Below are 23,550 nucleotides of genomic sequence, written 5' to 3'. Positions count from 1 at the left end.
AGCCCACGGGCTTGGTGCTCGTGTCTTTACGCAGTGGCTTTATCGCCAAGGGCATTTGGCGCAACTGTAGGTATCAACGAGGAGAATCACCATGACTGGTATCAAGTACCGTACCGCGGATGTCGACGGCTTCAATATCTTCTATCGCGAAGCAGGGCTCTCGGGAGCGCCCAAGCTGCTTTTGCTTCATGGCTTCCCCAGTTCCAGCCACATGTTCCGGGACTTGATCCCGTTGTTGGCCGATCGCTTTCATATCATCGCGCCGGACCTGCCCGGGTTTGGCCTGTCCGACATGCCGCCTCGCGAGCAGTTCAAGTACAACTTCGACAACATCGCCGGCGTCATCGATCGCTTTACCGAAGTGGTGGGATTCGACCGTTTTGCGGTCTATGTATTCGACTACGGGGCGCCGACCGGGTTGCGGATCGCAGTCAAGCATCCCGAGCGCATCACGGCGATCATTTCCCAGAACGGCAACGCCTACGAGGAAGGCTTGAGCGACGGATGGAACCCGATCCGTGCGTATTGGCAGGATGCGTCAGAGGAGAACCGCGAAGCGCTTCGCGGCTTCCTGTCCCCGGAGACGACACGCTGGCAGTACACCCATGGCGTGGCCGACGAGGCGGCGGTCTCGCCGGACGGTATCGCGCTGGACAACTTCTACATGACGCGCCCGGGAGCCGATGAGGTTCAACTGGATTTGTTCGGTGATTACAAGAGCAACGTTGCGCTCTATCCAACGTTCCAGGCGTACTTCCGCAAGCACAAGCCTCGGTTTCTCGCTGTGTGGGGGAGTCACGATCCGTTCTTCCTTCCGCCGGGCGCAGAGGCGTTCAAGCGGGACATTCCGGACGCCGATATTCGCTTCTACGATACCGGCCACTTCGCCCTGGAAACGCATGCCGCGGAGATCGCTGCGGCGATCGGCGAATTCCTCTCTCGATGAAGCCAGCCTGTGCGGCAGGTTGAGCTTTGCCTGCTGCGGGCCGTTCACGACTGAACGCCGGCGCGTGCATAAACTTAGGAGAATTGACATGTCAAACGCAGTTGCTGTTGTTACGGGAGCCAGCCAGGGCATCGGCTTTTCCACGGCAGTCCGTCTCGCGCGGGATTTTGGCTCCATCGTGCTGGTTGCGCGCAATCGCGCCAAGCTCGAGGAGACGGCTGCGGCCGTCAAGGAGGCTGGTGCGGAGCCTCTTGTCATTGACGTGGACCTGTCCCACCCGTCTGCGGCGAAGGAGGTCGTGGAGCAAACACTGGCCAAGTTCGGGCGCATCGACGCGTTGCTCAATATTGCGGGCGCCGTTCCTCAAATCGACGTGCTCGAGATGACGGACGAGCAGTGGGATGCTGGAATGGCGCTGAAGTTGCACGGTGCCCGTCGCCTGAGCGTTGCAGCGTGGCCTGCGTTGATGGCTTCCAAAGGCTCTGTCGTCCTGATCTCAGGGAATTCCGCACTTTTTCCGAAAGCACCTTACGCGGCGGTCGGGACAATCAACGCGGCGATCATTGCGCTCGCGAAGGCGTTTTCCGACCGGGGGATCGCTGACGGTGTCCAGGTGAACAGCGTGCTGCCCGGCCCTGTGATGACAGGGCGTCGACGCTCCTATCTCGAGCACTGGGCGCCGTTGCACAACATGACGGTCGAAGAGGCAACCGATCGATTCCCGCTTGAAGTGGGGATTACACGCTACGGCGAGCCTGAAGACATTGCTGAATTGATGGCATTCCTCGTTTCACCAGGGGCTCGATGGATGACCGGCTCCGCCATTCGAATGGACGGGGGTGAGGTCAAGTCGATCTGAGCAGGCGAGTGAATCAGCATTCACACAAGGGATCGTGGGCTAGTTGACCGGCTCATATCTAACGACAATTTGAATGGCACTGCCTACGGACTGGAACACATGCGCTTGAAACGCTGATCGATCGCGTTATCTTTTTGGTGGCGTGGATTTCCCGCTACGTCGACGGGGCTTGGGCTCGACACCCACGCGCGGATCGCGTGCAAGCACGAGTGCCGTCATCCATTGCGCGATGGTTTCAAACGCCGGATCGTCTTGCGGTACGTAAAGCCATTTAGCGAGCACCGGATGCGGTTGCAGTGCGGGCATTTCATCAATGAGAGCGGCGTGGCGATCTTGCGATGTGCACACGAGCAAGCCGTTCCACGGCGGGTCGCGATCGGCGGCAACCAGACACAACAAGCCATCGATATAGGCGGCGTCGCTGCCGAACATCCGCTTGGCGATGTAGGTCGAATCGCTCTCGAATGCTTCGAAGATCCAGACGAGCGAATTGCGGATTGAAGAGGGCATTGGCGTGAAGTCGTGGGCGAAGGGTGAAGATGACATGACATAAATCTCAGGGTAAGTCCTGAAGAAAACATCAGACGTCTGATGTATCTTGCACCAAGTCAACGCGAAAAAACAAGCCATGCGCCTCAGTGTAGAGCGATCGATGAGCGAGAAAATACAGGACTCTCTGCGCACGATGATTCGGGAAAAAGCGCTGAAGCCCGGCGATCAGATTCCCACTGAAATAGAGCTTTGCGAGCAGCTTGGCGTCGGGCGTTCCAGTTTGCGCGAGGCCGTGGCGCAGATGATCTCGCACGGGCTTTTGTCGCGCATACAGGGGCGAGGCACGTTCATCAGACAAATCTCCCTAAAGCTGGAAGGCGGCCTTGATGATCTGATGTCCGTGACCGACATGATCAAGAGTGTCGGCGCGGTTCCATCGACCAGCCGTTTGCAGATCAAACCGGTTGCCGCGTCCGAAAGCCTGGCGCGAAAACTCGCGTTGCAAGCGGGTGACCCGTGTGTGCGGATCGAGCGGGTACGCTGGGCCGATGACGCCGTTGCGGCGTATTGCATCGACATCGTGCCGAAAGCGTTATACGACAGAGCCGATGGCGATATGGGCGAGTCCTTGTTCGCGATGTTCGAGCGCACCGGGCTTCGCCTGTCGCATACGCATAGCTCGATTCAACCGACGATCCTGACGTCGAGGGACTTGCCGGAATTGCGGGAAGGAGTCGGTCTGTTCCTGCTGCTGGATGAAGTGGATTTCGACGATACCGGCAAACCTATTTGTTACAGCAACGACTACTACAACACCAGCATCTTCAAGTTCGATCTTGTGCGCAAGCGCCACTGAAGCGCGACTGAAGCGCACCGTAGCGCAGCAAAGCGCCACTGAGCATGCCGCGCCAAGTTAAGCCTGAAGACGCGTGTGAAGGAGGAATCGATGGAATTTGAAGCGTTGAATTCTGCTGACTTGACGGCTTACCTTGGCGGCGTTCCGGCGGTGCGTGCGTTGCTCGGTAATACCGATGAACTGGACGTAGTCGAAGTCGGCGACGGCAATCTGAATTTCGTTTATTTCGTCAGTAACGCTCGGGCACCGGAGAAAAGCGTTGTCGTCAAACAGGCGCCGCCTTTCCTGCGTCTGGTCGGAACGAGCTGGCCGCTGACGCGCCAGCGCATGGAGCATGAGGTGGCGGCGCTGCGCCGGTTCGGCGCGCTATGCCCGCAACACGTGCCTGAGGTTTATCACGCGGACAGTGAGCTGTTCCTGATGGTCATGCAGCGTCTGTCCTCGCACAAGATCCTTCGACAAGGCTTGATGGAAGGGATCGTATATCCAAAGCTGGGCGATCATCTCTCCACCTATCTCGCGCATACGCTGTTCTTCTGTTCGGATCTGTTCCTCGCGCCGCATGTGAAGAAGGAGGCCGTTAGCGCGGCGGTCAATAGCGAGCTCTGCAAGATCACGGAGGACCTCGTTTTTACCTATCCGTTCGAGGATCACCCTTCAAACAGTTACAGCCCTGCCTTGCCTCGCTTCGCTGTAGAACGGCTGAGAACGTCGGCGGCGTTGCGCATTGCCGTCGCGGAAATGAAATGGGCGTTCATGAATCATGCGGAGAGTTTGCTGCACGGCGACCTGCATACCGGGTCGATCATGGTCAATGAGGACGAAACCTTCGTGATAGATCCGGAGTTCGCTTTCTACGGGCCAATGGGTTTCGATGTCGGTGCGATCCTGGCTAATCTCTGGTTAGCGTACTTCTCTCGCGACTGGCATGGCCGTGCCGGAGGTGAAAATCCCGGGCACTACCAGCAATGGCTGCTTGAGCAGGCCGCCCAGATCTGGAACGGCTTCGCAGAAAAGTTCCTGAATCTCTGGCGCGATCATGAAAGCCGCAGCAAGCAGCACTTCATTGGCGAAGATCCTGACGCAGCGTGCTCGGAAGCATTTCGAACCCATTTCGTGCGAAGGCTTTTTGCGGAAACACTCGGATTCGCCGGCTGCAAGATGATTCGCCGGATTGTGGGAATGGCGAAGGTTGCGGAGATCACGAGCATTCCCGACGAAGCAGCACGCGCCGAAATTGAAGTGCGTTGTCTGCGCTTTGCTGAAGCCTTGCTTGTGCAACGCCAGCGGTTCGACGGCATTGACGAGGTTCTCGCTCTTGCAAGGACCGTCGGCGCGCAGAGCGAGGACTGCGTGTGAGCGCGCTAACCTCAACCCATGCTGGTCAGGCCGGCGAACGTCGTGATGGAACGTCGAATCAGGACAAGGTTATTCAATCTGGAGAACTCATGGTTTCACCGGCGCCGTTCGATGCCCTTCCTGCGACGCTTGCCTGGCAGCAGGAGGGTTTGTATCTTCTCGACCAGACGCGACTGCCGCAGGCTATTGTGGTTGAACGAGTCAGCGGGGTAGAGGATGTGTGGCGCTGGATTCACGAGTTGCGGGTGCGCGGTGCGCCGGCGATCGGGGTGGCGGCAGCCTACGGTTTGTGTGTGGCGATGCAACCGTTGCGGCACTTCTCCACGCAGGATTTTCAGTCGCAATTAGTTCAGCAAGCCAGCTTCCTGGATTCGGCACGACCGACGGCCGTGAACCTGAGTTGGAGTCTCAAACGTATGTTGGCGGCTGCGCAGCGCTCGGCAACGCAAGATCCCGAAGCTGTGTACGAGGTGCTGGTTGCGCAGGCCATGAAGATTCACGCCGAGGATCAGGCGCTCTGCGCCGGCATCGGTGCGCATGGTGTGTCCCTGATCACGCCCGGTTGCGGCGTGCTGACCCATTGCAATGCGGGTGCGCTGGCGACAACGGGTATAGGTACGGCGACTGCACCGATCTACATGGCTCATCAGCAGGGCATCCCCTTCCGTGTTTTCGCCGATGAAACGCGCCCCTTGCTGCAAGGCTCACGTCTCACGGCCTTTGAACTGCAAAGAGCCGGCGTCGACGTGACGCTGATCACCGACAGCATGGCGGCTTCCATCATGTCGCAGGGCTTGGTGAACCTGGTGATTGTGGGCACGGATCGGGTGGCGGCTAACGGTGACTTCGCCAATAAGATCGGCACGCTGAGCGTCGCCATTGCCGCGCGTTATTTCGGCATACCGTTTTACGTCGCATGTCCGTCGTCGACGCTTGACCTGTTGACGGCGAACGGATCGGACATCGTGATTGAAGAGCGCCAGGACCACGAGGTGACGCATCTTGCAGGCCAGCCCACTGCGCCCGCCGATATCAAGGTGCGCAACCCGGCCTTCGATGTCACCCCTCACGATCTTGTAACCGGCTTCATCACCGAGCGCGGCATTGTGGAGCAGCCCTTCGATCAGAACTTCACCACCCTGTTTTCATCCGGCGGAGGTGCGTTGTGAACAGCATGCCGGCCGCCGAGACCGCACTGCGCCGGGAGGTCATTGAGACCGCCCTCGAGATGGAACGCCTTGGGATAAACCAGGGAACCTCCGGCAACATCAGTGCGCGATGGCAGGATGGTTTGCTGATCACGCCGAGCGGCGTCCCTTATGCCGAGTTGAAAGCGCAGGATATCGTCTGGCTGCCGCTTGATGTGAGTGATGACGCGGTAGTGTTCGAGCAAAGCCGGCCATCGACGGAATGGCGGTTTCATCGCGACATCCTGCGTTCGCGGCCCGAGATCAACGCGGTGGTGCATACCCATTCAAACGCCGCTACGGCTCTGGCTATTCATAGCAGGGGTATACCTGCACATCACTACATGGTGGCGGTGGCTGGCGGCAATTCCATACGGTGCGCACCCTATGCGACCTTCGGAAGTCAGGCGTTATCTGCTCATGCCATTACCGCCTTGAAAGACCGTACAGCGTGCTTGCTCGCGCACCACGGCGTGATTGCCATCGGACATGATCTCGCTCGTGCGTTGTGGCTGGCCAATGAAGTGGAAGTCCTCGCTCAACAGTATCTGCTTGCTTGCCAGCTCGGAGCGCCACCGGTCTTGTCCGATGAGGCAATCAACGAAGTCATCGAAAAATTCAAGGGATATGGTTTGCGAAGCAAAGCTTGAAGGGACGGATGTGCTCCAATTTTGCAACGAGCCCTTTCGATTTTGGGGATGGCGTGCCGTGAACGGCGAGGATAGCATTCGATCACGATAGGCTGTATTTCGCTCGACGATCTACTGTTGAGTTCTGGCTTCATCGCTTCAGCCAGAAGTTTGTCGATCGAAGTGAAGAAGATGCAAGGCAATCTCAACCTGCTTTTAAAACTTACACAACGGAGACGGTTATGGCCTGGAATTCAGAAAGGTTCGACAGATGGTCGAAGGTTGGCGCATCGACGGGAGCGTTGGCGCTTTGCGCGGCAGCCGCGCTAAGCGGTTGCTCGAAGAGCGAGACGTCGACAACGGCATCGACCGACGCAGGAGCAAGCGCTGCGGCAAGCGCGGCACCGGCGGCAGCGGCATCGGATGCGGGCGGCGGCAAGGTGAAGGTCGGCTTTTCGGTTTCCACGCTGAACAACGCGTTTTTCGTCGGCTTGAAGTCCGGGGTCGAGAAGGGCGCCAAAGCGCAGGGCTTCGATCTCGTTCAGACCAATGCCAATGGCGACGCACAGCAACAGGTCAATGACGCCATCAACCTGCTGAGCCAGGGCGTCACCGCACTGGTGCTCAATCCGATTGATTCGAAAGCGATCATCCCCGCTGTCGAGAAAGCCAACGCCATGGGCATCCCGGTGTTCACGCTGGACCGCGGTTCGGACGGCGGCAAGGTGACGTCCTTCGTGGCGTCGGACAACGTGGCGCTTGGCGCAACCGGGGCGAAGTGGATCGCCGACCAGTTGACGAAGCGCTACGGGTCCGCGAAAGGCAACGTGGTCGACTTGATTGGACTGGTCGGCACGACCGCGGCTACCGATCGCGAAAAGGGCTTTAGCGATGCAATCGCCAAGTATCCTGACATCAAGGTGGTCGCACGCCAGGAAGGTGCGTTCGACCAGGAGAAGTCGCTTAACGCGATGACGAACATCCTGCAGAAGTACCCGCAGATCGATGCAGTGTTCGGCGCGAACGACGACAACACCGTGGGTGCGGAGAAGGCGATCGACAACTCCGGGCGTTATAAACCACTCGGTGACAAGGACCACATCATGGTGATTGGCGCAGATGGTACGGCGCAAGCGCTTTCCGCCATTCGCGCGGGCAAGCAGGACGCCACCATTTCGCAGAACCCGATCGAGATGGCGGCGAAGGCGCTGAGTTTCATTGCGGACTACAGTGCGAAGAAGTCCGTTCCGGCGAACTATGCGTGGCCGACCTTGTTGATCGACAAGAGCAATATTGATTCGGATGAGACGAAGAAGTACGGGCTCTGGTCCGAGCAGGTCAGTCAATAAGCTGCTCATGCGCGCTCCCGCAGCATTGGGGAGCGCGCATGCATGTGTCTGTGCATCTTATATTGAGTGAGACCCGAACATGAACAGTGAGAGGGGTTCCGAGGTAAGCACCGGCAACCCGCACCACGCGGTCACTAACGCGGGCAGCACGGTCGCTGCGCCGCCGCTGTTGCGTATGGAAGGTATCGTCAAGAGCTTCCCCGGCGTCAAGGCGCTGCGAGGAGTCAGCCTCGAATTGCAGGCCGGCCATGTGATGGCTATCGTCGGCGAGAACGGTGCGGGAAAATCGTCGTTGATCAAGACGCTTTCGGGCGCCTACGAGCCGGACGAAGGCACGATCGAGATCAACGGACAGCCTCTCGCGCGCGGTACGCATGCGGCTATCGATGCCGGCGTGGCCGTGATCTATCAAGAGCTTTCACTAGTCAATGACATGACGGTTGCCGAGAACCTGTTCCTCGGCCGCATGCCGTCGCGCAGTGGCCTGGTGTTGCGCAAACGGGCCAACGAGATGGCCCGGACAGCACTCGCCCAAGTGGGTCTCGAAGGCGTTTCGCCGTCCATGCGCCTGGGCGACCTGCCCTTGAATAAACGCCAGCTTGTCGAGGTTGCAAAGGCGCTGGCGCGCGATGCACGCATTCTCGTCATGGATGAACCCACCGCCGCGCTGCAGCGTGAGGATATCGCCAATCTCTATGCCGTGGTCCGGCGTTTGCGTGAAACCGGGATGGGCATCATCTTTATCTCGCATCATCTTGAAGAGGTGTTTGAGCTCGCAGATTCGGCCGTCGTCATGCGCGACGGGGCGACCGTGGGTGCCCGTGCCATGGCGCAGTGGACCGAGCAGGATCTGGTGCAGGCCATGGTCGCCCGCAACCTGGATTCGTTCTATCCGTGGGAGCCGCGCGACTATGGTCCGGTGATGCTGGAAGTCCGCAATCTCGCCAGCCCGCCGGTGCTGCGCAGCGCCAGTTTTAGCGTACGCGCAGGCGAGATCGTGGGGGTAGCCGGCATTGCGGGCGCGGGGCGCACCGAATTGCTCAAGGCGATCTTCGGTGCACTGCCGCTAAGTGGCGGCGAAGTGCTGATACGCGGCCAGAAGGTTTCCATCGGATCGCCTGCGCAGGGCGTGCGCAACGGGCTCGTGTACACGTCCGAGGATCGCAAGCTCGAAGGGCTGGTACTCGATGCCAGCATCGAAGAAAACGTCGCGCTGTCCAGCTTGCTTGCGCTTGCCACGGGCGGCTTCGTCAGCAACACGAAAAAGCGCAAGCTCGCGCAGGAAGCAAGCACGCGTTTTGGTGTGCGCGCGTCGTCGGTGATGCAGATCACCGGCAATTTGTCGGGCGGCAACCAGCAGAAGGTCATCCTCGGTCGCGCCACGGCGACGCAGCCGGCGGTGATCATGCTGGACGAACCCACGCGCGGTATCGATGTGGGCGCGAAGACCGAGATCTACGCGCATATGGTTTCGATGGCGCGTGCAGGCGCTGCCGTCATCATGGTCAGTTCGGAATTGCCGGAACTGCTGGGCATGTCGGACCGGGTCCTCGTGATGTACCGGGGCAATATCGTCACCGAAATTCCCCGCGACAAGGCAGATTCAGAAACGGTTATCCAGTGGGCTACAACAGGAGTAGGGGCATGACTTCCACGGCAGCGAATCAGGCGGATTCGCAAGCGCGCTCCCGCCGCATCATCCGGCAATTGCGGACCGGTCTCGGGCCGCTGCTGGCAGCGTTGATCCTGATCTGCATCGGCTTGTCGATTGCGTCACCGGAATTCCTGACCACCAGCACGCTCACCAACATCATGGTGCAGGTGTCCGTGGTCGGCATTGCGGCGGTCGGGGGCACCTTCGTGATCATCACGTCGGGCATCGACTTGTCGGTAGGCTCGCTGGTCGCGCTGAGCGGCATGGTCGCGGCGACCGTGATGGCCGGCTCGAGCCCCGACAACGTGGCACTCGGTATCGCGGGGTTGGGCGTGGCATTGGTGGTGGGCGCGCTGGTGGGCGCGCTGAACGGTTTGTCGGTCGCGTGGCTCAGGCTGGTACCGTTCATCGTGACGCTGGCGATGATGGCCATGGCGCGCGGACTCACACTCGCGATTTCCGATGGCCGGACCAAGTTCGATTTCCCGAACGCGTTCACCGCATTCGGCGCCAAGACGCTCGTGGGCTTGCCTGCGCCGATGATCGTCATGCTGGTGGTATTCGTGATTGGCCACGTGCTGCTGCGCAAGACGACCTTCGGGCATCAGGTGTTTGCGGTCGGCGGCAACAAGGAAGCAGCCCGGCTTGCGGGGATCCCCGTGAACCGGGTGATCTTCCTCACCTACACGCTGGCTGGGGCGACGGCGGCGGTGGCAGGCATCGTGCTGGCGGGGCGGCTCAACTCGGCGCTGCCATCGGCGGCAAACGGCCTGGAATTGCAGGTGATTGCCGGGATTGTGATTGGCGGCACATCGCTTGCCGGCGGTCGTGGTTCGATCGTCGGGACCTTCATTGGCGTGGTGCTGATCGGCGTGATCAATGTCGGCTTGTCACTGCTCGGCGTGAACCCGTTCTGGACGCAATTCATTCAGGGCGGCGTGATCTTCGCGGCGGTGCTGCTCGACGCCGTCAGCCAGCGGCGCAAGCTCTGAACCCGAGCCGTAAAAAAAGACGGCTGAAACCGCGTGGCTCGACAAGATCATCGCGGAACCTACCGGACAAAACCGCGCTTCAAGGAGACAAGACCCATGAAAAAGATCATCAATCAGCCTGAGAATTTTGTAGACGAGGTGATCGACGCGTTGCTGCTTGCGCACCCCGGATGGATCAAGGCGGCGACCGAGGACCGCCGCGCGCTGGTGCGCGCCGACGCGCCCAAGCTAGGCCGCGTCGGCATTGTGACCGGGGGCGGCTCGGGACATATGCCGGGTTTCCTCGGGTATGTGGGCGAGGGCTTGTGCGGTGGGGTGGCGGTTGGCAATGTGTTTTCATCGCCGTCATCCGAGCAGATCTTCGAGGCTACCAAGGCGGTGAACGGCGGCGCGGGCGTGCTGTATGTGTACGGCAACTATGGCGGTGACGTCTTCAACTTCGACCTTGCATCCGATATGGCAGAGCTCGAAGGCATCGACATCAAGACGGTGGTCCTGACTGACGACGTAGCGTCTGCTCCGGCTGAACGAAGCGCCGACAGGCGCGGCGTGGCCGGCATGGTGTTCGCGTTCAAATGCGCGGGCGCAGCGGCGGAGCGGGGCGATTCGCTGGACGAAGTCGCACGCATCGCCGGCAAGGCGAACAGCCGGAGCCGAACGATGGGCGTCGGGTTGTCGCCCACTATTTTGCCCGCTGCCGGCAAGCCCACGTTCACGCTGCCCGATGGCGAGATGGAGATTGGTATCGGCATTCATGGCGAGCCCGGGTCGCATCGCGGCAAGCTGGAAACGGCCGATGAAATTGCCGACCGGCTCACCGGCGCGATTCTTCGCGATCTCGCGTTGCCGAAGGGCTCGCGTGTCGCCATCCTGGTGAATGGGCTGGGCGCGACTCCGCTGGAAGAGCTTTATGTGTTGTATCGGCGAGCGGCGGGCATGCTTGCAGACCAGGGGCTGGCTGTCGCGCGATCGTATGTGGGCGAGTATGTGACGAGTCTGGAAATGGCGGGAGCATCGATCACGGTGATGCACGTCGACGACGAATTGGAGACGCTGCTGGCAGCGCCCGCCCGCTCGCCGTTCTTTCGCGAATGACCGGTCGCTGAATTAATCAGGAGAACATGCGATGAGCGTTACTTGCAAGGAACTCCGGGACGTGCTGACGCGCAGCTTGAGCACACTGCCGGCACATGCCGACGAACTACGCGATCTCGATGCCGCGCTGGGTGACGGAGACTTGGGAATCACCGTGTCGGCCGGCTGCGCTGCGGTCATCAAAGCGCTGGAGGGTCTGCCGGACGATGCGACCGTGGCTGATGTTCTGCTCAGCGCCGGGAAGGCGTTTTCGACCGCTAATCCGTCCACTTTCGCGGCGTTGACGGGCGGTGGTTTGCTCGCGGCATCGAAGGTAATGGCAGGGAAGACGTCGATGGGAAAGGCGGAGGCGGTTGAGATCGGGCGCGCGGTAGCGGGGCGGATTGCCGAACGCGGCAAGAGCAAGGTCGGCGACAAGACCGTTCTCGATGCACTGATCCCAAGCCTTGATGTACTCGAGTCGTCGACGGGCACGGCCGCTGAATTGCTCGCCGCGATGATCGCGACGGCTCAGGAGCAAGTCGATGCGACCGCCGGATTGCAATCGCAAAAGGGACGCGCTGCGTGGGTGCAGGAGCGCAGCGTGGGGCACGCGGACCCGGGTGCGACCGCTTACCTGCTGTTTCTTGCTGCGTTGCAAGCAGCGTTCAAGCTGTAAGGATGCAATTTGGCCGCTTTAGATGTCTGCAGTCAGACCGCATTGTCATGCATTGGTCGAGCGTGAATCAACAGGCAAGGCGCGGGGACCGGGTAAGCAGGGGGCAACTTCAGGATAACGGCTGCCGCAGGCGCTAACTTGCAGCCGTCCGCATGGACCGGTACTCGCGCCGCACAATATCCATCAATTCAGCAACCGACGTGCTGGCGGCTTCCCGCTCGTAAGTCATGCGGCCGCGCTGCATGAGCATGACGCGATCCGCAATATCGAGCGTTTGCGCGTAGTTATGCATGATCATGACAATGGACAGCCCCTGCTTTTCCTTCAACCGCAGGACCAGGTCGATGATCAATCCCGCCTCGCGCGCACCCATTGCCGCAAGCGGTTCGTCGAGCAGCAGGATCTCGCCTTGCCTGAGCGTCATCGACACGCCGTCGAGTGCGGTCTTCGCGCCCAAACGTTTGACGATATCCTCGCCCCGCAACGCGGCTGTACCCGTTGTGCCCGTCGGCAAAGTCGCCCGCGAGCACGGAGCCGAGCCCGCGTAGAATAGGACCATGATGCCGGGAGGAAATACGCCGTTCCCGTCCGCCTCAAGGCACGGAAATGGACTTTCCTAGTGGTCATCGATATATTTATCCGAATATAACGAAGCCGGAGAGATTGAGTGAGCAATACCACGCAACAAGCGGTCGGAGGGCAATTCGTTCTCGAATCGATGCATTACGCGCGCGACAAAACGTGGGAAGTCGTGGAACAGGTGGCGGCCCGGATTCAGCCCGGAATGCTCGAGTCGGAAGCGGTGAGCGAGTGCAAGCGGGTTCTGCAGGAGCTCGAGATGGAGCGGATCTGGCATCCCATCCTGATCCGGTTTGGAGAGAACACCTTGCGCACGTTCAAGCAACGTTCCGAGGAAGATCCGCGGCTGAAGGAAGATGACATCTTCTTTGTCGATCTTGGCGTGGTCTGGAAAGGCCATGAAGGCGATGCGGGCGCGACTTTCGTGGTCGGTGCAGACGCGGAAATGAAGGCGTGCGCGGAGGCGGCAAAGACTGTCTTCGACGAGGTCGAGCATCATTGGCGAACGACGGGATCCGGCGGCAAGGCGTTGTATGACTATGCGGCGGAGCGTGCGTCGGCGCTTGGGTGGAGATTGAACCTAGACATCAAGGGGCATCGCGTGAGCGATTTCCCGCACGCGATCTTCAAGGCGGGCAATCTCGGGAACTTCGAACCGCACCCCGAGGCCGGGCTCTGGATCCTGGAAATTCAGCTCGCGCATCCTACAAGGCCGTTCGGCTCGTTCTACGAGGACCTGCTTGCCTGAGTCGTGTCGGCAAAGAATAGCTAACAAAGGACGCAATGTTCATTCGGCAACTCGAGTATCTCGTCACGTTGGCACGCGAGAAACATTTCGCGCGAGCAGCAGAAGCCTGTCACGTCTCCCAGCCCGCGCTGTCGTCGGCGATCCGTACGCTTGAAGCAGAAGTGGGGCTGGTCATGGTCGAGCGGACGCGGTGCGTTTGTCTGCTGCTGGTTATCGCATTGCTGTTCAACAACGTCGTGCGCGGGCGGCGGTGGCCCGACCTATGGTTCTGACATGGTTATCCGGTCGCGGCAGCGTGTTGTCGCTACCGGATAACTGCATATTCACACTTACGCTTACTGCTCGAACCCGTTGCGCTGGTTGCGCAATATGCGAATCGAGCTGTCGAGATGCGCGCGGGCACTTTGTGCATCGCCCAAGCGCATTTGTTCATACGTGCGCTCTGCTACTTCATGCTGCACGGGCTTGAGCGGCTGGTTGCTGCTCATGGCCTTGAGCTGAACCTCTGCCGCGCGCTCCAGATAATAGAGATCGTCCCAAGCCTCTGCGATGCTCGCGCCCGCCACCATCACGCCGTGGTTCTTCAGGAACAGGATGTCTGCGTCGCCCATGGCGTCAGCAATACGATCTCCCTCTGACTCGTCCAGTGCGAGGCCGTTGTAATCCTCATCGACGGCAGTGCGGCCATAGAACTTCAACGACGTTTGCCCGAGCCACAAAAGCGGCGGCCCTTCGATCAGGCACAGCGCTGTCGCATTCGGCATATGCGTGTGGAAAGCCGCTTTTACTCGCGGTTTCGCCCGGTGCAACCGCGCGTGGATATAAAACGCCGTGGCTTCTGGCTGACCATCACCGGCTATTACGTTACCCTTGAAGTCGCAAACGAGCAGGCGCGATGCGGTGATCTCGCTAAACGCATAACCATACGGATTAACGAGAAACAGATCGTCGTGTCCAGGCACGACTGCCGAGAAATGATTGCACACCCCTTCCTCGTAGCCCCGTTGCGCCGCAAGCTGAAAGCACGCGGCAAGTTCGATGCGCGCCTGCATGACAGCGTCAGAATCAAGCCGCGCGATACGCGAGGGAGAAGGGGAGCTGCCGACAGAAAGCGAGTGAGCCATGATGATTGATTACCCTGAAAATTTACCAGCCGAGTCTATTGAATAACACAGGTACTTGGTCGAGCGTTGCAAGCGTTGCGTCGGGTGTGTAATCCGGCAGCACCTTGCGGCCGGTACCACGATCGATCCACACACAGCGAAAGCCGACCTCGCGTGCGGCCGCATGATCAAGGTGCGGGCTGGCGCAAATATGAACGACGTCGTTCCTCGTCACGCCGATCGAGTCAAAAGCATAATCGAATATTTTCCGCGATGGTTTATAAGCGCCTGCCTGCTGCGCCGTGACGACTCGATCGATCAACCCGCCAAGCTGCGCGACATTGCCGGCGATGATCTCGTCATCCGTATTCGACACGATACATAAACGATATCCCGCCACCTTAAGCCGCTCCAAAGCACCGGTCACTTCGGGGAACGGCGGCATGGCCGAGATGCTGTCTGTTAGCGTGCGGGCGTCGTCTGCGTCGCTTTCCAAGCCCAGCTCATGGAGTGTGAGCCGTAATGCATCCGCGGTCACGCTATGAAACGACCGGTGCGGCGAAGTTTGCTCAAGCGCATGTTCATGCCCATCGTAAATGCGCATGAACCGGGCCGGATCAACCGCCTCTGTTTGCTTGGCGGACAGGATCTTGCGGACCGCGGCTTGCAATCCTTCATCCCACTGGATCAGGGTGCCATAGCAGTCGAAGGTGAGCCATTGCGGCCTGCTACTGTGTTCAAGCGCGTTGAGAGCCATGATTTGTTCGCCTGGTTTCGTGACGTCGTTAAGTCAGTGTTGCAACGGTAAAAGGATTGATCGATATTTGGAAATTAAATTAAACTCTGAAGGTCAATCGAAATTCAAATAACACGGCGGCGGCTCATGCTGGATCTCGAGTTGTTGAACACCTTGGTTTGCGTGGTCGATGAAGGCAGCTTTACGCGTGCCGGCGAACGCGTTCACCGGACTCAATCGACGGTGAGCCAACAGATCCGCAAGCTGGAGGAAGCAGTCGGCCGCACGCTGCTGCTGCGCGACCGGACAGGCAATCACGTGAGCGCTACCGAGCATGGAGAGTTGCTCGCGCACTATGCACGGCGGCTGCTGGCGCTATCGAGGGAGGCGCAGGACGCGTTGACCAGCGACTTAACGCTTGAGCCTGTACGCATTGGCGTGCCGGAGGATTTCGACGCACGGCGCATGTCGGCCATGCTGTCGGGATTTGTGAAGATGAAACCCGGCGTGCGGCTTGAAACGGTTAGCGGCATGAGTGTCGATATCCTGCGTAAGCTTTCTGCAGGCGAGCTCGAGATTGCGTTGCTCAAGCGCGAGCCCGGCAGCGGCGAGTGCCTTGCATCTTGGCCAGAATCGCTCGTCTGGGTAAAGGGCGAAGGGGTTGAGTTGACGGACGAACCGGTCCCGCTGGCGTTGTTTCCGCAAGGCTGTGTGTATCGGCAACGCGCGATCCGTGGCCTGGACAAAGCGCGCCGGCGCTGGCGAGTGGCGTTCGGAAGTCATAGCCTGACCGGCATCCAGGCGGCTGTTTCATCGGGGCTTGGCGTGTCGGTCTTGCCGACGACTGCCGTGCTTCCTGAGCATCGCATCTGTACGGATCTGCCGGACTTGCCTCCAACCGAGCTTGCGTTGGTGAGCGCGGGCGCCGCGCTTAATGCAATCCAGCAGGCATTGATCGAATTTTTGCGTGCGGAGATCAAGGTCTAGCGCCGCGCGAGGTAATGTTTTAATGCGGTCTTAATGCGGTCTTAATGCGGTCTTAGTGCGTGCCTTCTGACTCAACCCTCAGTTCGGCTGCTGCGGTGGCGTACGCAACGCAGCGTTTTGCGAGGATATCCGTTGGATCCACCAGCGTGATCGTCTGTCCGCGAGCGCTTAGCCATTGAGCGTCCGGAAGCAGCAACGGCAGCTCCGTACATCCAAGGATTACGACTTCGACGCCTTCGTCGGCCAAGCCTTCCAGTGCCGCGCGGATGTCGTCCATACACTGCCCATTGACGAAACCCGCTTTTACTCCCTCCTTGCCATAGATCGCATTCATCACGCTTGCCTGCAATGCCGGACTCGGCAAGACTTGCCGCAATCCTTGCGCTTCCAGGGCTTGCCGGTACACGCCGCTTGCTACCGTTCCCGATGTAGCAAGGAGCCCGACTTGGCTAAGCGACGGAAACGAATCGCGAAGCATCTGGACCGTCACGGTCAGCATGTTGACAATAGGAATCCTGAGATACGGCTGGATCCGCTGCACAAACGCATGCGCCGTGTTGCATGGAATCGCGATGATATCGGCGTCTCCGCTCTCGAGTTTCTTGCATGTGGCGTACAACGAGATGGTGGGGTCCGGGCCATCGCCGATCAGGTTGTCGGTGCGATCGGGGATCTGCGGATTCTGCTCGACCAGCAGCTTGATGTGATCCTGATCCCGCTTCGCCGGTGTGTTGCCGACGATCTTCTGCATGAAGTCGACTGTCGCCGCAGGGCCAACGCCGCCCACCACGCCGACCTTGAACAGCTTGGCCGGCGACTCATACGGGCCTGACACAATGTATTGGGCATACGCAAGATTCGAGTCGATCAGCGGGACGCGCAGCGTACCTAGCTCATCTGCAACAAGCGCGATCTCGGTCATGCCCGGCAAGATGATCTCCGCGCCTTGCGCGATGAGATCATCGCAAGCGGCTTTCAGCAGCTCAACCGGCTGACCCAGGAGATGGCCGGACTTGATGCCATTTTCTCCGTACACGGCATGCGTAACCAGGTCCGTGTTGCCATCGATTTGCGGATGGATGACGTCGAACTCGGGCGCAGCGAAATAGCGTTCGAAGAGCCCGTTGCGCCGCGTGTAGTCCGATGCCAGCACACCAACGCGACGCACGGAAGCAAACTTGCGCCGCACATGGTGTCGCACTGCCTCGATCATGTCCACGATCTGCAGGGGCGAGTTGGCCTTCAACTCGTCCATGAAGGTGTGGCTCAGGAAGCAGGGCAGCACGACCGTCTCTATGCCGCGTTTCTCGAATGCACGGATGAGATCGAAGATGTAGAGCTTGCGTTCCACGGTCGCGGCGCTGGTGGCGCCGGCGCCGCGAAATGGATGCTGCTCGAAGACCACATTGAAGTGATCCGCGTCACCGGTTGCGGGCGTCGACTTGACGAGCTTGAAAAACATGTCGGCGCTGGCGAGCGGGCCGAGTCCGCCAATGACGCCCAAAGAGCGGCGTCCCTGCATACGCTTCTCCCTCATTTCGCTTCGCCTTGCAACTGATCGAAGGTCAGGGCTTGCGTTCGCGTGACGCGAGCTGTTTCCCACTTCGCAATCACGGCCGTTGCAATGCTGTTGCCGATCACATTGGTTGCGGTCCGGCCCATGTCGAGTATCTGGTCGATCGCGAGGATCAGCACAACGCCGGACGGAGGCAGATGGAACATCGGCGCAACGGCGGCAACCACCACGACCGAGCCTCGCGCCACGCCGGCCATGCCCTTGCTGCTGACCATGAGCACGAGCAGCATCAGGATCTGCGTGCCTACCGGCATATCGATACCAAAGGCCTGCGCAATGAAGATGGCGGCGAACGCCTGGTACATCATCGAACCGTCCAGGTTGAATGCATACCCCAGCGGCAGCGTAAAGCCGACGACCTTCTTGTCCACGCCAAACTCTTCCAGCTTCTCCGTCAAGCGCGGATACGCTGCTTCGCTGCTGGCGGTCGAAAACGCCAGCATGGCGGGCTCGCGTACTGCTTTGAGCAGCGACCAGATGCTGTTGCCAAGGAACGCGTAACCGGCGCCGATGAGGATCACCCACAGCAGTACCAGTCCCACATAGAAGCTGCCGATCAGCTTGCCGTATGTCATCAGCACATCGAGACCATGCAACGTCACAGCCGATGCGATTGCGCCGAATACACCCACGGGTGCAAGGCGCATGACGTAGTCGGTGAGCTTGAGCATGGCCGGAACGAGGGCGTCGATAGCTTGTACGAGGGGTGTCACCCTTGGGTCCGGCTTGATCGCACCCAACACAACGCCGAAGAGCACGGAGAACACCAGGATTTGCAGGATGTCGTTGCGCGCCATGGCGTCGAGAATGCTGGTGGGAAATGCGTGCGTGACAAAGTCCTTGAAGTTGAGCCCGGCGGTATTCAGGCCCGTGCTGACGTCAGAACTGGTCTGGACCATGTGAGGGCCCGCACCCGGTTGCAGGAGGTTGGCGAGACAGAGGCCAAGCGCGAGCGATATCAGCGAGGCGCAGACGAACCAGCCAACTGACCGGAGGCCAATGCGGCGCACGTCGCTCGTTCCGTCCATTCCTGCGAGACCCGACACCAGCGTGGCGAATACCAGCGGTGCAATGATCATCTTGATGAGCCGCAAGAAGATGTCGGTGATGATGGAGAAATAACCGGCCACTTCTTTTGCTGCGTTCGAATCGACGGCTGTCCGGTGACAGACGTAGCCGATCACGATGCCAAGCACCATGCCGATAGCGATATAGAGCGTTAACCGGTTTTTCATTTCAGTCCTTCCAGAGGTGTCTCGCACGAGGATGAGCGTGGGCGACCGTGCGATGGGTTTGACGAAAAGCGCCTTGGCGTGCCTTGGCTTATGGGCCTTTTCTGTCTCTGGACGGATAGTAGAAGCGGACAAAAAACCCGCGATGCGGGTTCAGCATGTCGTTATGCGCGTGTCGCATAACTAGGGTAAACACTAGGAATATGAACTCACGTGGACGAGCGCAGGTATCGCCACAAGGTTTCAATGAATTCGTTTCTATTCGATGCGTCGCGATATACACGCAACTCGACTTCGAGATTCCATTCCTTGCCGCCAGCCGCAACGAGCTCGCCGTTTTTCAGTTCGTTTGTTATCGAGCTTTTCGGCAACCACGCAATCCCTTCGCCCTCCAGCACCATTTTCTTGAGCACTTCCGCCATATCCGATTCGTAGTGCGGACGCAGTGCCGGTTGCGTCTTGGCACGGCGAAGCAGCAAGGCCAGGCAGCGGCCAAAATAACTGGTCTCCGTGTATGAGATAAGTGGCAACGGGCGGCTCACCGTGCCGGGTAAGCGCAATGAAGGCCCCGACTTTTGATTCGGCTTGCAGACGGGCATGAACGTGTCGATGCCGACCGTCAGGTACTCATAGCGCGTGGGATCGAGATGAAGCGGCAGGTCGGGATGGTGGTACGCAAACATCAGTTCGCAGTTGCCGTTCACCAGCATCAGGATGGAATCATGGACGTTGGTGGGAATCACGCGCGCCCTGACATCGCGAAATTGTGCGGTTAGCGCGTTGAGCCACGCCGGAAGAAAACTGAGTGCAATGGTATGGCCCGCCGCAATCTGCAGCCCGATACCGGGCATTCGCTGTTCCGTACGAATGATGGCCCGGGTGTCGAACAGGCGGTTGAGAATGTCGTCGGCCGCTTCCCTGAAAAGACGTCCGGCGGGTGTCAGCGTGGGCGGATAACTGCTGCGGTCGATCAGGTCGGCACCCACCCATTGTTCGAGCGCCTGAATCCGCCGGCTGAAACCGGACTGCGTGACATTGCGAACCTCAGCGGCACGCGAAAAACTTTGGTACTGGGCGAGAGCAACAAAGTCCTCGATCCATTTGATCTCCATACCGCTCCCTGCTGGCTTCTCGTGGAGAAGCGGGTGTGTGTACGTTGGGTGAGTCAGCTGCTGTTACGCAAATACGACGGCGCCGGGATAATTGGCAAGGCTTTGCCAAGCGCGCTCAAGCAAGTTGATCCACTCACGACGATTGTATGCGACGTCAATACAACTTACCGCCGTAAGCCAATGGCTAGTCGATACTCGGCACGATTAGGCGGGTGTAGGGCACTTAGGAGCACCATGTGTTGTTACGCTTGAATTTAAACCCAAGCTGAAAATTTGTTGACAAGCGCTAAACGATATCTGACACTCAACGCATGCAAAAGCTCACGTCCGTAGTGGTTATTAAACGAATGAATGCCCTTTGGGGTACTTCTTCGGGGACGTGTTTGCATTAGAAATAGGTCAAGATGCGCAAACACCAGGCCCTACCGAAAAACGGTTGGGCCTTTTTTTTGTGGTGCCTCCGTCTTTCGGTTTTAATCGACGGAGAAGATGATGGTTGGATCAAGCGAGCAGTGTGTTTTTCGGACGGCACCCGTAACCTCGGCGTCAGCGCATGCGCTATCGCCGGAGATGGTCATTCATTTTGTTTTACAACCGGGCCAGACAGCCTCATGGCGTGTGCGGTCGGACTCCGAGTTGCGTGTGGGAACGGCAAGGGTCTGGGTGACGCGCATTTTCTCGCCTTATGACTACTGGCTGCAAGCGGGTGACGTGCTTCGCGTGACGCGAGGGGAGCGCATCTGGTTAAGCACCGACGCAAACATAGCGGCGGAGATTTCGTTGACCAGCGAGTATGCGGTTGCACGCAGACCGCTATTCAAGTGGATCGAGCGGCTAAGAGATTACCTCGCTGATATTTCGCGACTGCGATCGCGCTAGTCGCCTAGCGGGTTAGTGAATTAGCGGCCGGTCCTATCCGGCCGCTAACCAAGGAACTAGCGGCGAATGAATAGCCAAGGTCATCGGTATCCAACTTCAGGGGACATTTCATGCTTCAGGTTTGGGGACGGCGCAACTCGTCTAACGTTCAGTAGGTCATGTGGTTGATCGGCGAGCTTGATTTGCCACATGAGCATATTCCCGCCGGAGGGAGCTTCGGCCTGACGCACAGCGCCGAGTTCCTGGCCATCAATCCGCATGGGCGCGTACCGGTCATTAAAGACAGCGACGGCACTATCGTGTGGGAGTCGCACAGCATCTTGCGGTACTTGGCGGCGCGCTATGGCAGCCCGCGTTTCTGGAGTGACGACGCGGGTACGCGGTCTCAAGCGGACCGCTGGATGGATTGGTCTCAGAGCAGCTTGCAGCCAGCCTTTCTGACCGGGGTGTTCTGGGGCTTTTACCGGACACCGGAGGCTTTACGCAATGCGAAGAGCATCGAAGAGAACCTTGGTCGTTGCGCGCAGCATTTCCAGCTCCTTGATCGGGTGCTGGGCGAGCGGCCCTACATTGCGGGCGACAGTCTGAGCCTGGGCGATATTGCGGCCGGCTCTAACCTTTACCGCTATTTTGAACTGGATATCAAGCGGCCTGACGTTCCTAATGTAGAAGCCTGGTATGAACGGCTTCAGCTTCGCCCGGCGTTCCGCGAGCACGTGATGGTCCCGTTCGATGAATTGTTTGGGCGGCTCGACTTCTAGCATGCAAGCTTGCTGGATTAGCACATGCGCAAGCACTTGGGCAAGCCAGGCGCCAAGTCAATGCCACTTGCGGTCGTGTAGATGCTCGACCAGATAATCGATGAACGCCCCCACCTTGGGTGGCAGAAAGCGATTCGGCGGATTGAGCAATCACACGGAGCCTACATCAGCGAGTGCTTCGAGTCCCAGTCGGCGAGCACTTGTACGAGTTTCCCCACTCTCTAACTAAAGCTCCGGCTACGGTGAATTTCGGCAGGCTCGCGATACCGAAATCCTGCGGTGCCGCTTCGAGTCGCGCGCCCGCATGGTTCGCTATATAGCGCCCGCTTATTGCACCGATACGCCGCTTGTAGTTTTGCGAGAGGACAAGTCGACAAATATCAAAGAAAGCGTTGTGATTTTCGCTATTAAGAGTTTTCTTATTTTCCTCGATTACCCGAAGAACTAGGCTCAAATAATTATAGGGTTAAAGGAGAAAATCACACATAGACGCAGAGCGCGGGACATCAAATCAGATCTAGCTACTTTAATTTTAAATTTAATAACTGGAAGTACTGAGGCAAGCCATGTTGAAAAGTAAATGTTTATGGGTGATTTTTCCTGCTCTGATGGGCCTCAATGTTCCTGTTGCACAAGCCGCACCATCGAATTTTGGAGTTCCCGCATATTGGGGCGACACTTCAAGTACATACAGTGGCCAGATTCCCAAAGGCGGATTCATCGTGATTAACCCGAGCAGCGGTGCGCTTAAACTGAGCTCAGCTGATATCACGAAGTTTAAGGCCATCATTGCCAACATTCGCGCCCAAGGCGGGTATGTCCTCGGATATGTTCCTACCGGCTACGCACAATTAACCACAGCCGAGAAGCAACGCTACAGCGATATTCCTGCCAACCTGAACGCTTACAAGACCACGCTTGGAGGCGTTGATGGAATTTTCTTCGACGAGGCTGCTTATGATAATGAGAGTATTAGTGAGAAACCTCAGCTGACTGATCAGCAAAAATGCTCAGGCACTCCACCTAAATGGAGTGCGATCCGTTCGATAATGAAAAACGCGGGGGTATCGGGCACAGTAGTTTGGAATGCGGGTACGTGGGGAAATAATAATTGTTTTATCGCCAGCGCACAAAAGGGCGAGCACATAGTGATACTTGAAGACTCTTATAGCAAATACCAAAAAAATCTCACCAACCTCAATTCGGCTCAAAGTACGGCAACTTCGCTTGGGGTGAAGACGTGGTTGCTGACCTACGCCGCGACTCAAGCTCAAATGCAAACCACAGTCAATGGAACGACAGCAAACTATGTGTATGTAACCGATCAACCCGCCAACGGGTCCACTTGGAACTACACGCCGGGTTATTGGAAAGCTGAGAAATCGTTACTGGGAAAGTGAGTGATCGTGCCATGACTCGCTGAAAAAATCTCGTAGCTAATCACAATCAACAAGGTGTGGGAAAGGTGCCTGCCCAGGCTCTATGCCGTTTTGAGTGGAACTTGACGGCTGGCGCGATAGCGTTTAATCCCTTGATCACGCGAGGCGGCGGGACGCAAAGGGTTTTGCGGCAAATGTTTTAGCCTGGACATGCGGAGGTAGGCGATGGCCACGAAGTTCTTCACGGTTCGAAATCCGCGCGCGGCCCGCTTGGTTTGTTGGAGCATGCCATTCATCGCCTCGACATAGGCATTGCTGCGACCGTCGAGCATGCCGCGCACGACGCCCGGCAGACGCTCCTTGAGCGTCGTGGCCAGCCGCC

At 58.6% G+C, this 23,550-nt stretch carries 23 protein-coding genes and 3 pseudogenes; 17 read left to right on the top strand and 9 right to left on the bottom strand.

The features are described 5' to 3' along the window. The first annotated feature begins 91 nt into the window (after positions 1 to 91). Entirely contained in the window at positions 92 to 946 is an 855-nt protein-coding gene (locus BSU04_RS41700; protein WP_089166035.1) for an alpha/beta fold hydrolase, read from the top strand. Between the two features lie 88 nt (positions 947 to 1,034). Beyond that, positions 1,035 to 1,805, top strand: a complete 771-nt coding sequence (locus BSU04_RS41695) for an SDR family oxidoreductase (RefSeq protein ID WP_089166034.1) — start codon at positions 1,035 to 1,037, stop codon at positions 1,803 to 1,805. Between the two features lie 126 nt (positions 1,806 to 1,931). Here BSU04_RS41695 and BSU04_RS41690 read toward each other — a convergent pair whose 3' ends face one another. Further along, positions 1,932 to 2,315, bottom strand: a complete 384-nt coding sequence (locus BSU04_RS41690; protein ID WP_089166033.1) for a hypothetical protein — start codon at positions 2,313 to 2,315, stop codon at positions 1,932 to 1,934. 142 nt (positions 2,316 to 2,457) lie between these two features. On the opposite strand from BSU04_RS41690, the gene BSU04_RS41685 reads away from it, so the two are divergent. The 9 genes from BSU04_RS41685 (at position 2,458) to BSU04_RS41645 (ending at position 12,076) form a co-directional block, all read left to right on the top strand. Then, complete coding sequence (locus tag BSU04_RS41685) at positions 2,458 to 3,153, top strand: GntR family transcriptional regulator (RefSeq protein WP_256983880.1); 696 nt, start codon at positions 2,458 to 2,460, stop codon at positions 3,151 to 3,153. Positions 3,154 to 3,243: 90 nt separating this feature from the next. Continuing rightward, positions 3,244 to 4,512, top strand: coding sequence for an S-methyl-5-thioribose kinase (gene mtnK, locus BSU04_RS41680; protein WP_089166031.1), 1,269 nt, complete (start codon positions 3,244 to 3,246; stop codon positions 4,510 to 4,512). An 89-nt stretch (positions 4,513 to 4,601) separates the two neighbouring features. Next, complete coding sequence (gene mtnA / locus BSU04_RS41675; protein WP_089166030.1) at positions 4,602 to 5,681, top strand: S-methyl-5-thioribose-1-phosphate isomerase; 1,080 nt, start codon at positions 4,602 to 4,604, stop codon at positions 5,679 to 5,681. A gap of 5 nt (positions 5,682 to 5,686) precedes the next feature. Beyond that, complete coding sequence (locus tag BSU04_RS41670; RefSeq protein WP_089166044.1) at positions 5,687 to 6,349, top strand: L-fuculose-phosphate aldolase; 663 nt, start codon at positions 5,687 to 5,689, stop codon at positions 6,347 to 6,349. A 221-nt stretch (positions 6,350 to 6,570) separates the two neighbouring features. Further along, positions 6,571 to 7,677, top strand: a complete 1,107-nt coding sequence (locus BSU04_RS41665; protein ID WP_089166029.1) for a sugar ABC transporter substrate-binding protein — start codon at positions 6,571 to 6,573, stop codon at positions 7,675 to 7,677. A 79-nt stretch (positions 7,678 to 7,756) separates the two neighbouring features. After that, entirely contained in the window at positions 7,757 to 9,325 is a 1,569-nt protein-coding gene (locus tag BSU04_RS41660; protein ID WP_089166028.1) for a sugar ABC transporter ATP-binding protein, read from the top strand. Next, a complete protein-coding gene (locus tag BSU04_RS41655) occupies positions 9,322 to 10,323 on the top strand; it encodes an ABC transporter permease (RefSeq protein WP_089166027.1) in 1,002 nt (333 codons plus the stop codon). The genes BSU04_RS41660 and BSU04_RS41655 overlap by 4 nt, the downstream gene beginning before the upstream one ends. Positions 10,324 to 10,419: 96 nt before the next feature. Further along, positions 10,420 to 11,418, top strand: a complete 999-nt coding sequence (locus BSU04_RS41650; RefSeq protein WP_089166026.1) for a dihydroxyacetone kinase subunit DhaK — start codon at positions 10,420 to 10,422, stop codon at positions 11,416 to 11,418. Positions 11,419 to 11,449: 31 nt separating this feature from the next. Beyond that, complete coding sequence (locus BSU04_RS41645) at positions 11,450 to 12,076, top strand: DAK2 domain-containing protein (RefSeq protein ID WP_089166025.1); 627 nt, start codon at positions 11,450 to 11,452, stop codon at positions 12,074 to 12,076. A 133-nt stretch (positions 12,077 to 12,209) separates the two neighbouring features. Here the strand turns inward: BSU04_RS41645 and BSU04_RS41640 are convergent. After that, positions 12,210 to 12,482, bottom strand: a pseudogene (locus BSU04_RS41640) (sugar ABC transporter ATP-binding protein); the annotation flags it as partial. Between the two features lie 261 nt (positions 12,483 to 12,743). Between BSU04_RS41640 and BSU04_RS41635 the strand changes: the two are divergent. Further along, complete coding sequence (locus tag BSU04_RS41635) at positions 12,744 to 13,403, top strand: M24 family metallopeptidase (protein WP_089166024.1); 660 nt, start codon at positions 12,744 to 12,746, stop codon at positions 13,401 to 13,403. 35 nt (positions 13,404 to 13,438) lie between these two features. Further along, positions 13,439 to 13,594: pseudogene (locus BSU04_RS48400) on the top strand (LysR family transcriptional regulator); the annotation flags it as partial. A gap of 144 nt (positions 13,595 to 13,738) precedes the next feature. Here the strand turns inward: BSU04_RS48400 and BSU04_RS41625 are convergent. Together BSU04_RS41625 and BSU04_RS41620 are read right to left on the bottom strand one after the other, a co-directional pair. Next, complete coding sequence (locus tag BSU04_RS41625; RefSeq protein WP_089166023.1) at positions 13,739 to 14,527, bottom strand: aldolase; 789 nt, start codon at positions 14,525 to 14,527, stop codon at positions 13,739 to 13,741. A 22-nt stretch (positions 14,528 to 14,549) separates the two neighbouring features. Continuing rightward, positions 14,550 to 15,263: a haloacid dehalogenase type II gene (locus BSU04_RS41620; RefSeq protein ID WP_089166022.1), complete on the bottom strand. Its 714-nt coding sequence runs from the start codon at positions 15,261 to 15,263 to the stop codon at positions 14,550 to 14,552. A 126-nt stretch (positions 15,264 to 15,389) separates the two neighbouring features. Between BSU04_RS41620 and BSU04_RS41615 the strand changes: the two genes are divergently transcribed. Further along, complete coding sequence (locus tag BSU04_RS41615) at positions 15,390 to 16,229, top strand: LysR family transcriptional regulator (RefSeq protein ID WP_089166021.1); 840 nt, start codon at positions 15,390 to 15,392, stop codon at positions 16,227 to 16,229. Positions 16,230 to 16,281: 52 nt separating this feature from the next. Here the strand turns inward: BSU04_RS41615 and BSU04_RS41610 are convergent, their stop codons facing one another. The 3 genes from BSU04_RS41610 to BSU04_RS41600 all read right to left on the bottom strand — a co-directional run bounded on the left by BSU04_RS41610 (position 16,282) and on the right by BSU04_RS41600 (position 20,149). After that, complete coding sequence (locus BSU04_RS41610; RefSeq protein ID WP_256983878.1) at positions 16,282 to 17,751, bottom strand: aspartate/glutamate racemase family protein; 1,470 nt, start codon at positions 17,749 to 17,751, stop codon at positions 16,282 to 16,284. Between the two features lie 11 nt (positions 17,752 to 17,762). Beyond that, entirely contained in the window at positions 17,763 to 19,040 is a 1,278-nt protein-coding gene (locus BSU04_RS41605) for a dicarboxylate/amino acid:cation symporter (protein ID WP_089166019.1), read from the bottom strand. Between the two features lie 206 nt (positions 19,041 to 19,246). Then, positions 19,247 to 20,149 (bottom strand): LysR substrate-binding domain-containing protein, encoded by a 903-nt coding sequence (locus tag BSU04_RS41600; protein WP_089166018.1) that lies wholly within the window; start codon positions 20,147 to 20,149, stop codon positions 19,247 to 19,249. A 489-nt stretch (positions 20,150 to 20,638) separates the two neighbouring features. On the opposite strand from BSU04_RS41600, the gene BSU04_RS41595 reads away from it, so the two are divergent. Together BSU04_RS41595 and BSU04_RS41590 are read left to right on the top strand one after the other, a co-directional pair. Continuing rightward, positions 20,639 to 21,028 (top strand): DUF2917 domain-containing protein, encoded by a 390-nt coding sequence (locus BSU04_RS41595; RefSeq protein WP_089166017.1) that lies wholly within the window; start codon positions 20,639 to 20,641, stop codon positions 21,026 to 21,028. Between the two features lie 158 nt (positions 21,029 to 21,186). Next, entirely contained in the window at positions 21,187 to 21,789 is a 603-nt protein-coding gene (locus BSU04_RS41590; protein WP_256983877.1) for a glutathione S-transferase family protein, read from the top strand. Between the two features lie 57 nt (positions 21,790 to 21,846). Here the strand turns inward: BSU04_RS41590 and BSU04_RS48395 are convergent. Beyond that, positions 21,847 to 22,120, bottom strand: a pseudogene (locus BSU04_RS48395) (LysR substrate-binding domain-containing protein); the annotation flags it as partial. Between the two features lie 235 nt (positions 22,121 to 22,355). Between BSU04_RS48395 and BSU04_RS41580 the strand changes: the two are divergent. After that, a complete protein-coding gene (locus BSU04_RS41580) occupies positions 22,356 to 23,189 on the top strand; it encodes a spherulation-specific family 4 protein (protein WP_089166016.1) in 834 nt (277 codons plus the stop codon). A gap of 80 nt (positions 23,190 to 23,269) precedes the next feature. Here the strand turns inward: BSU04_RS41580 and BSU04_RS41575 are convergent. After that, positions 23,270 to 23,550: transposase (locus tag BSU04_RS41575; protein ID WP_144021193.1), on the bottom strand; the 281-nt coding region annotated here is incomplete at its 5' end.

The organism is Caballeronia sordidicola, from assembly GCF_002220365.1.
Taxonomy (GTDB): Bacteria; Pseudomonadota; Gammaproteobacteria; order Burkholderiales; family Burkholderiaceae; genus Caballeronia; species Caballeronia sordidicola_C.
The sequence above is the reverse complement of the archived record's forward strand: the minus strand, read 5'-3'. Positions and strand labels throughout refer to the sequence as shown.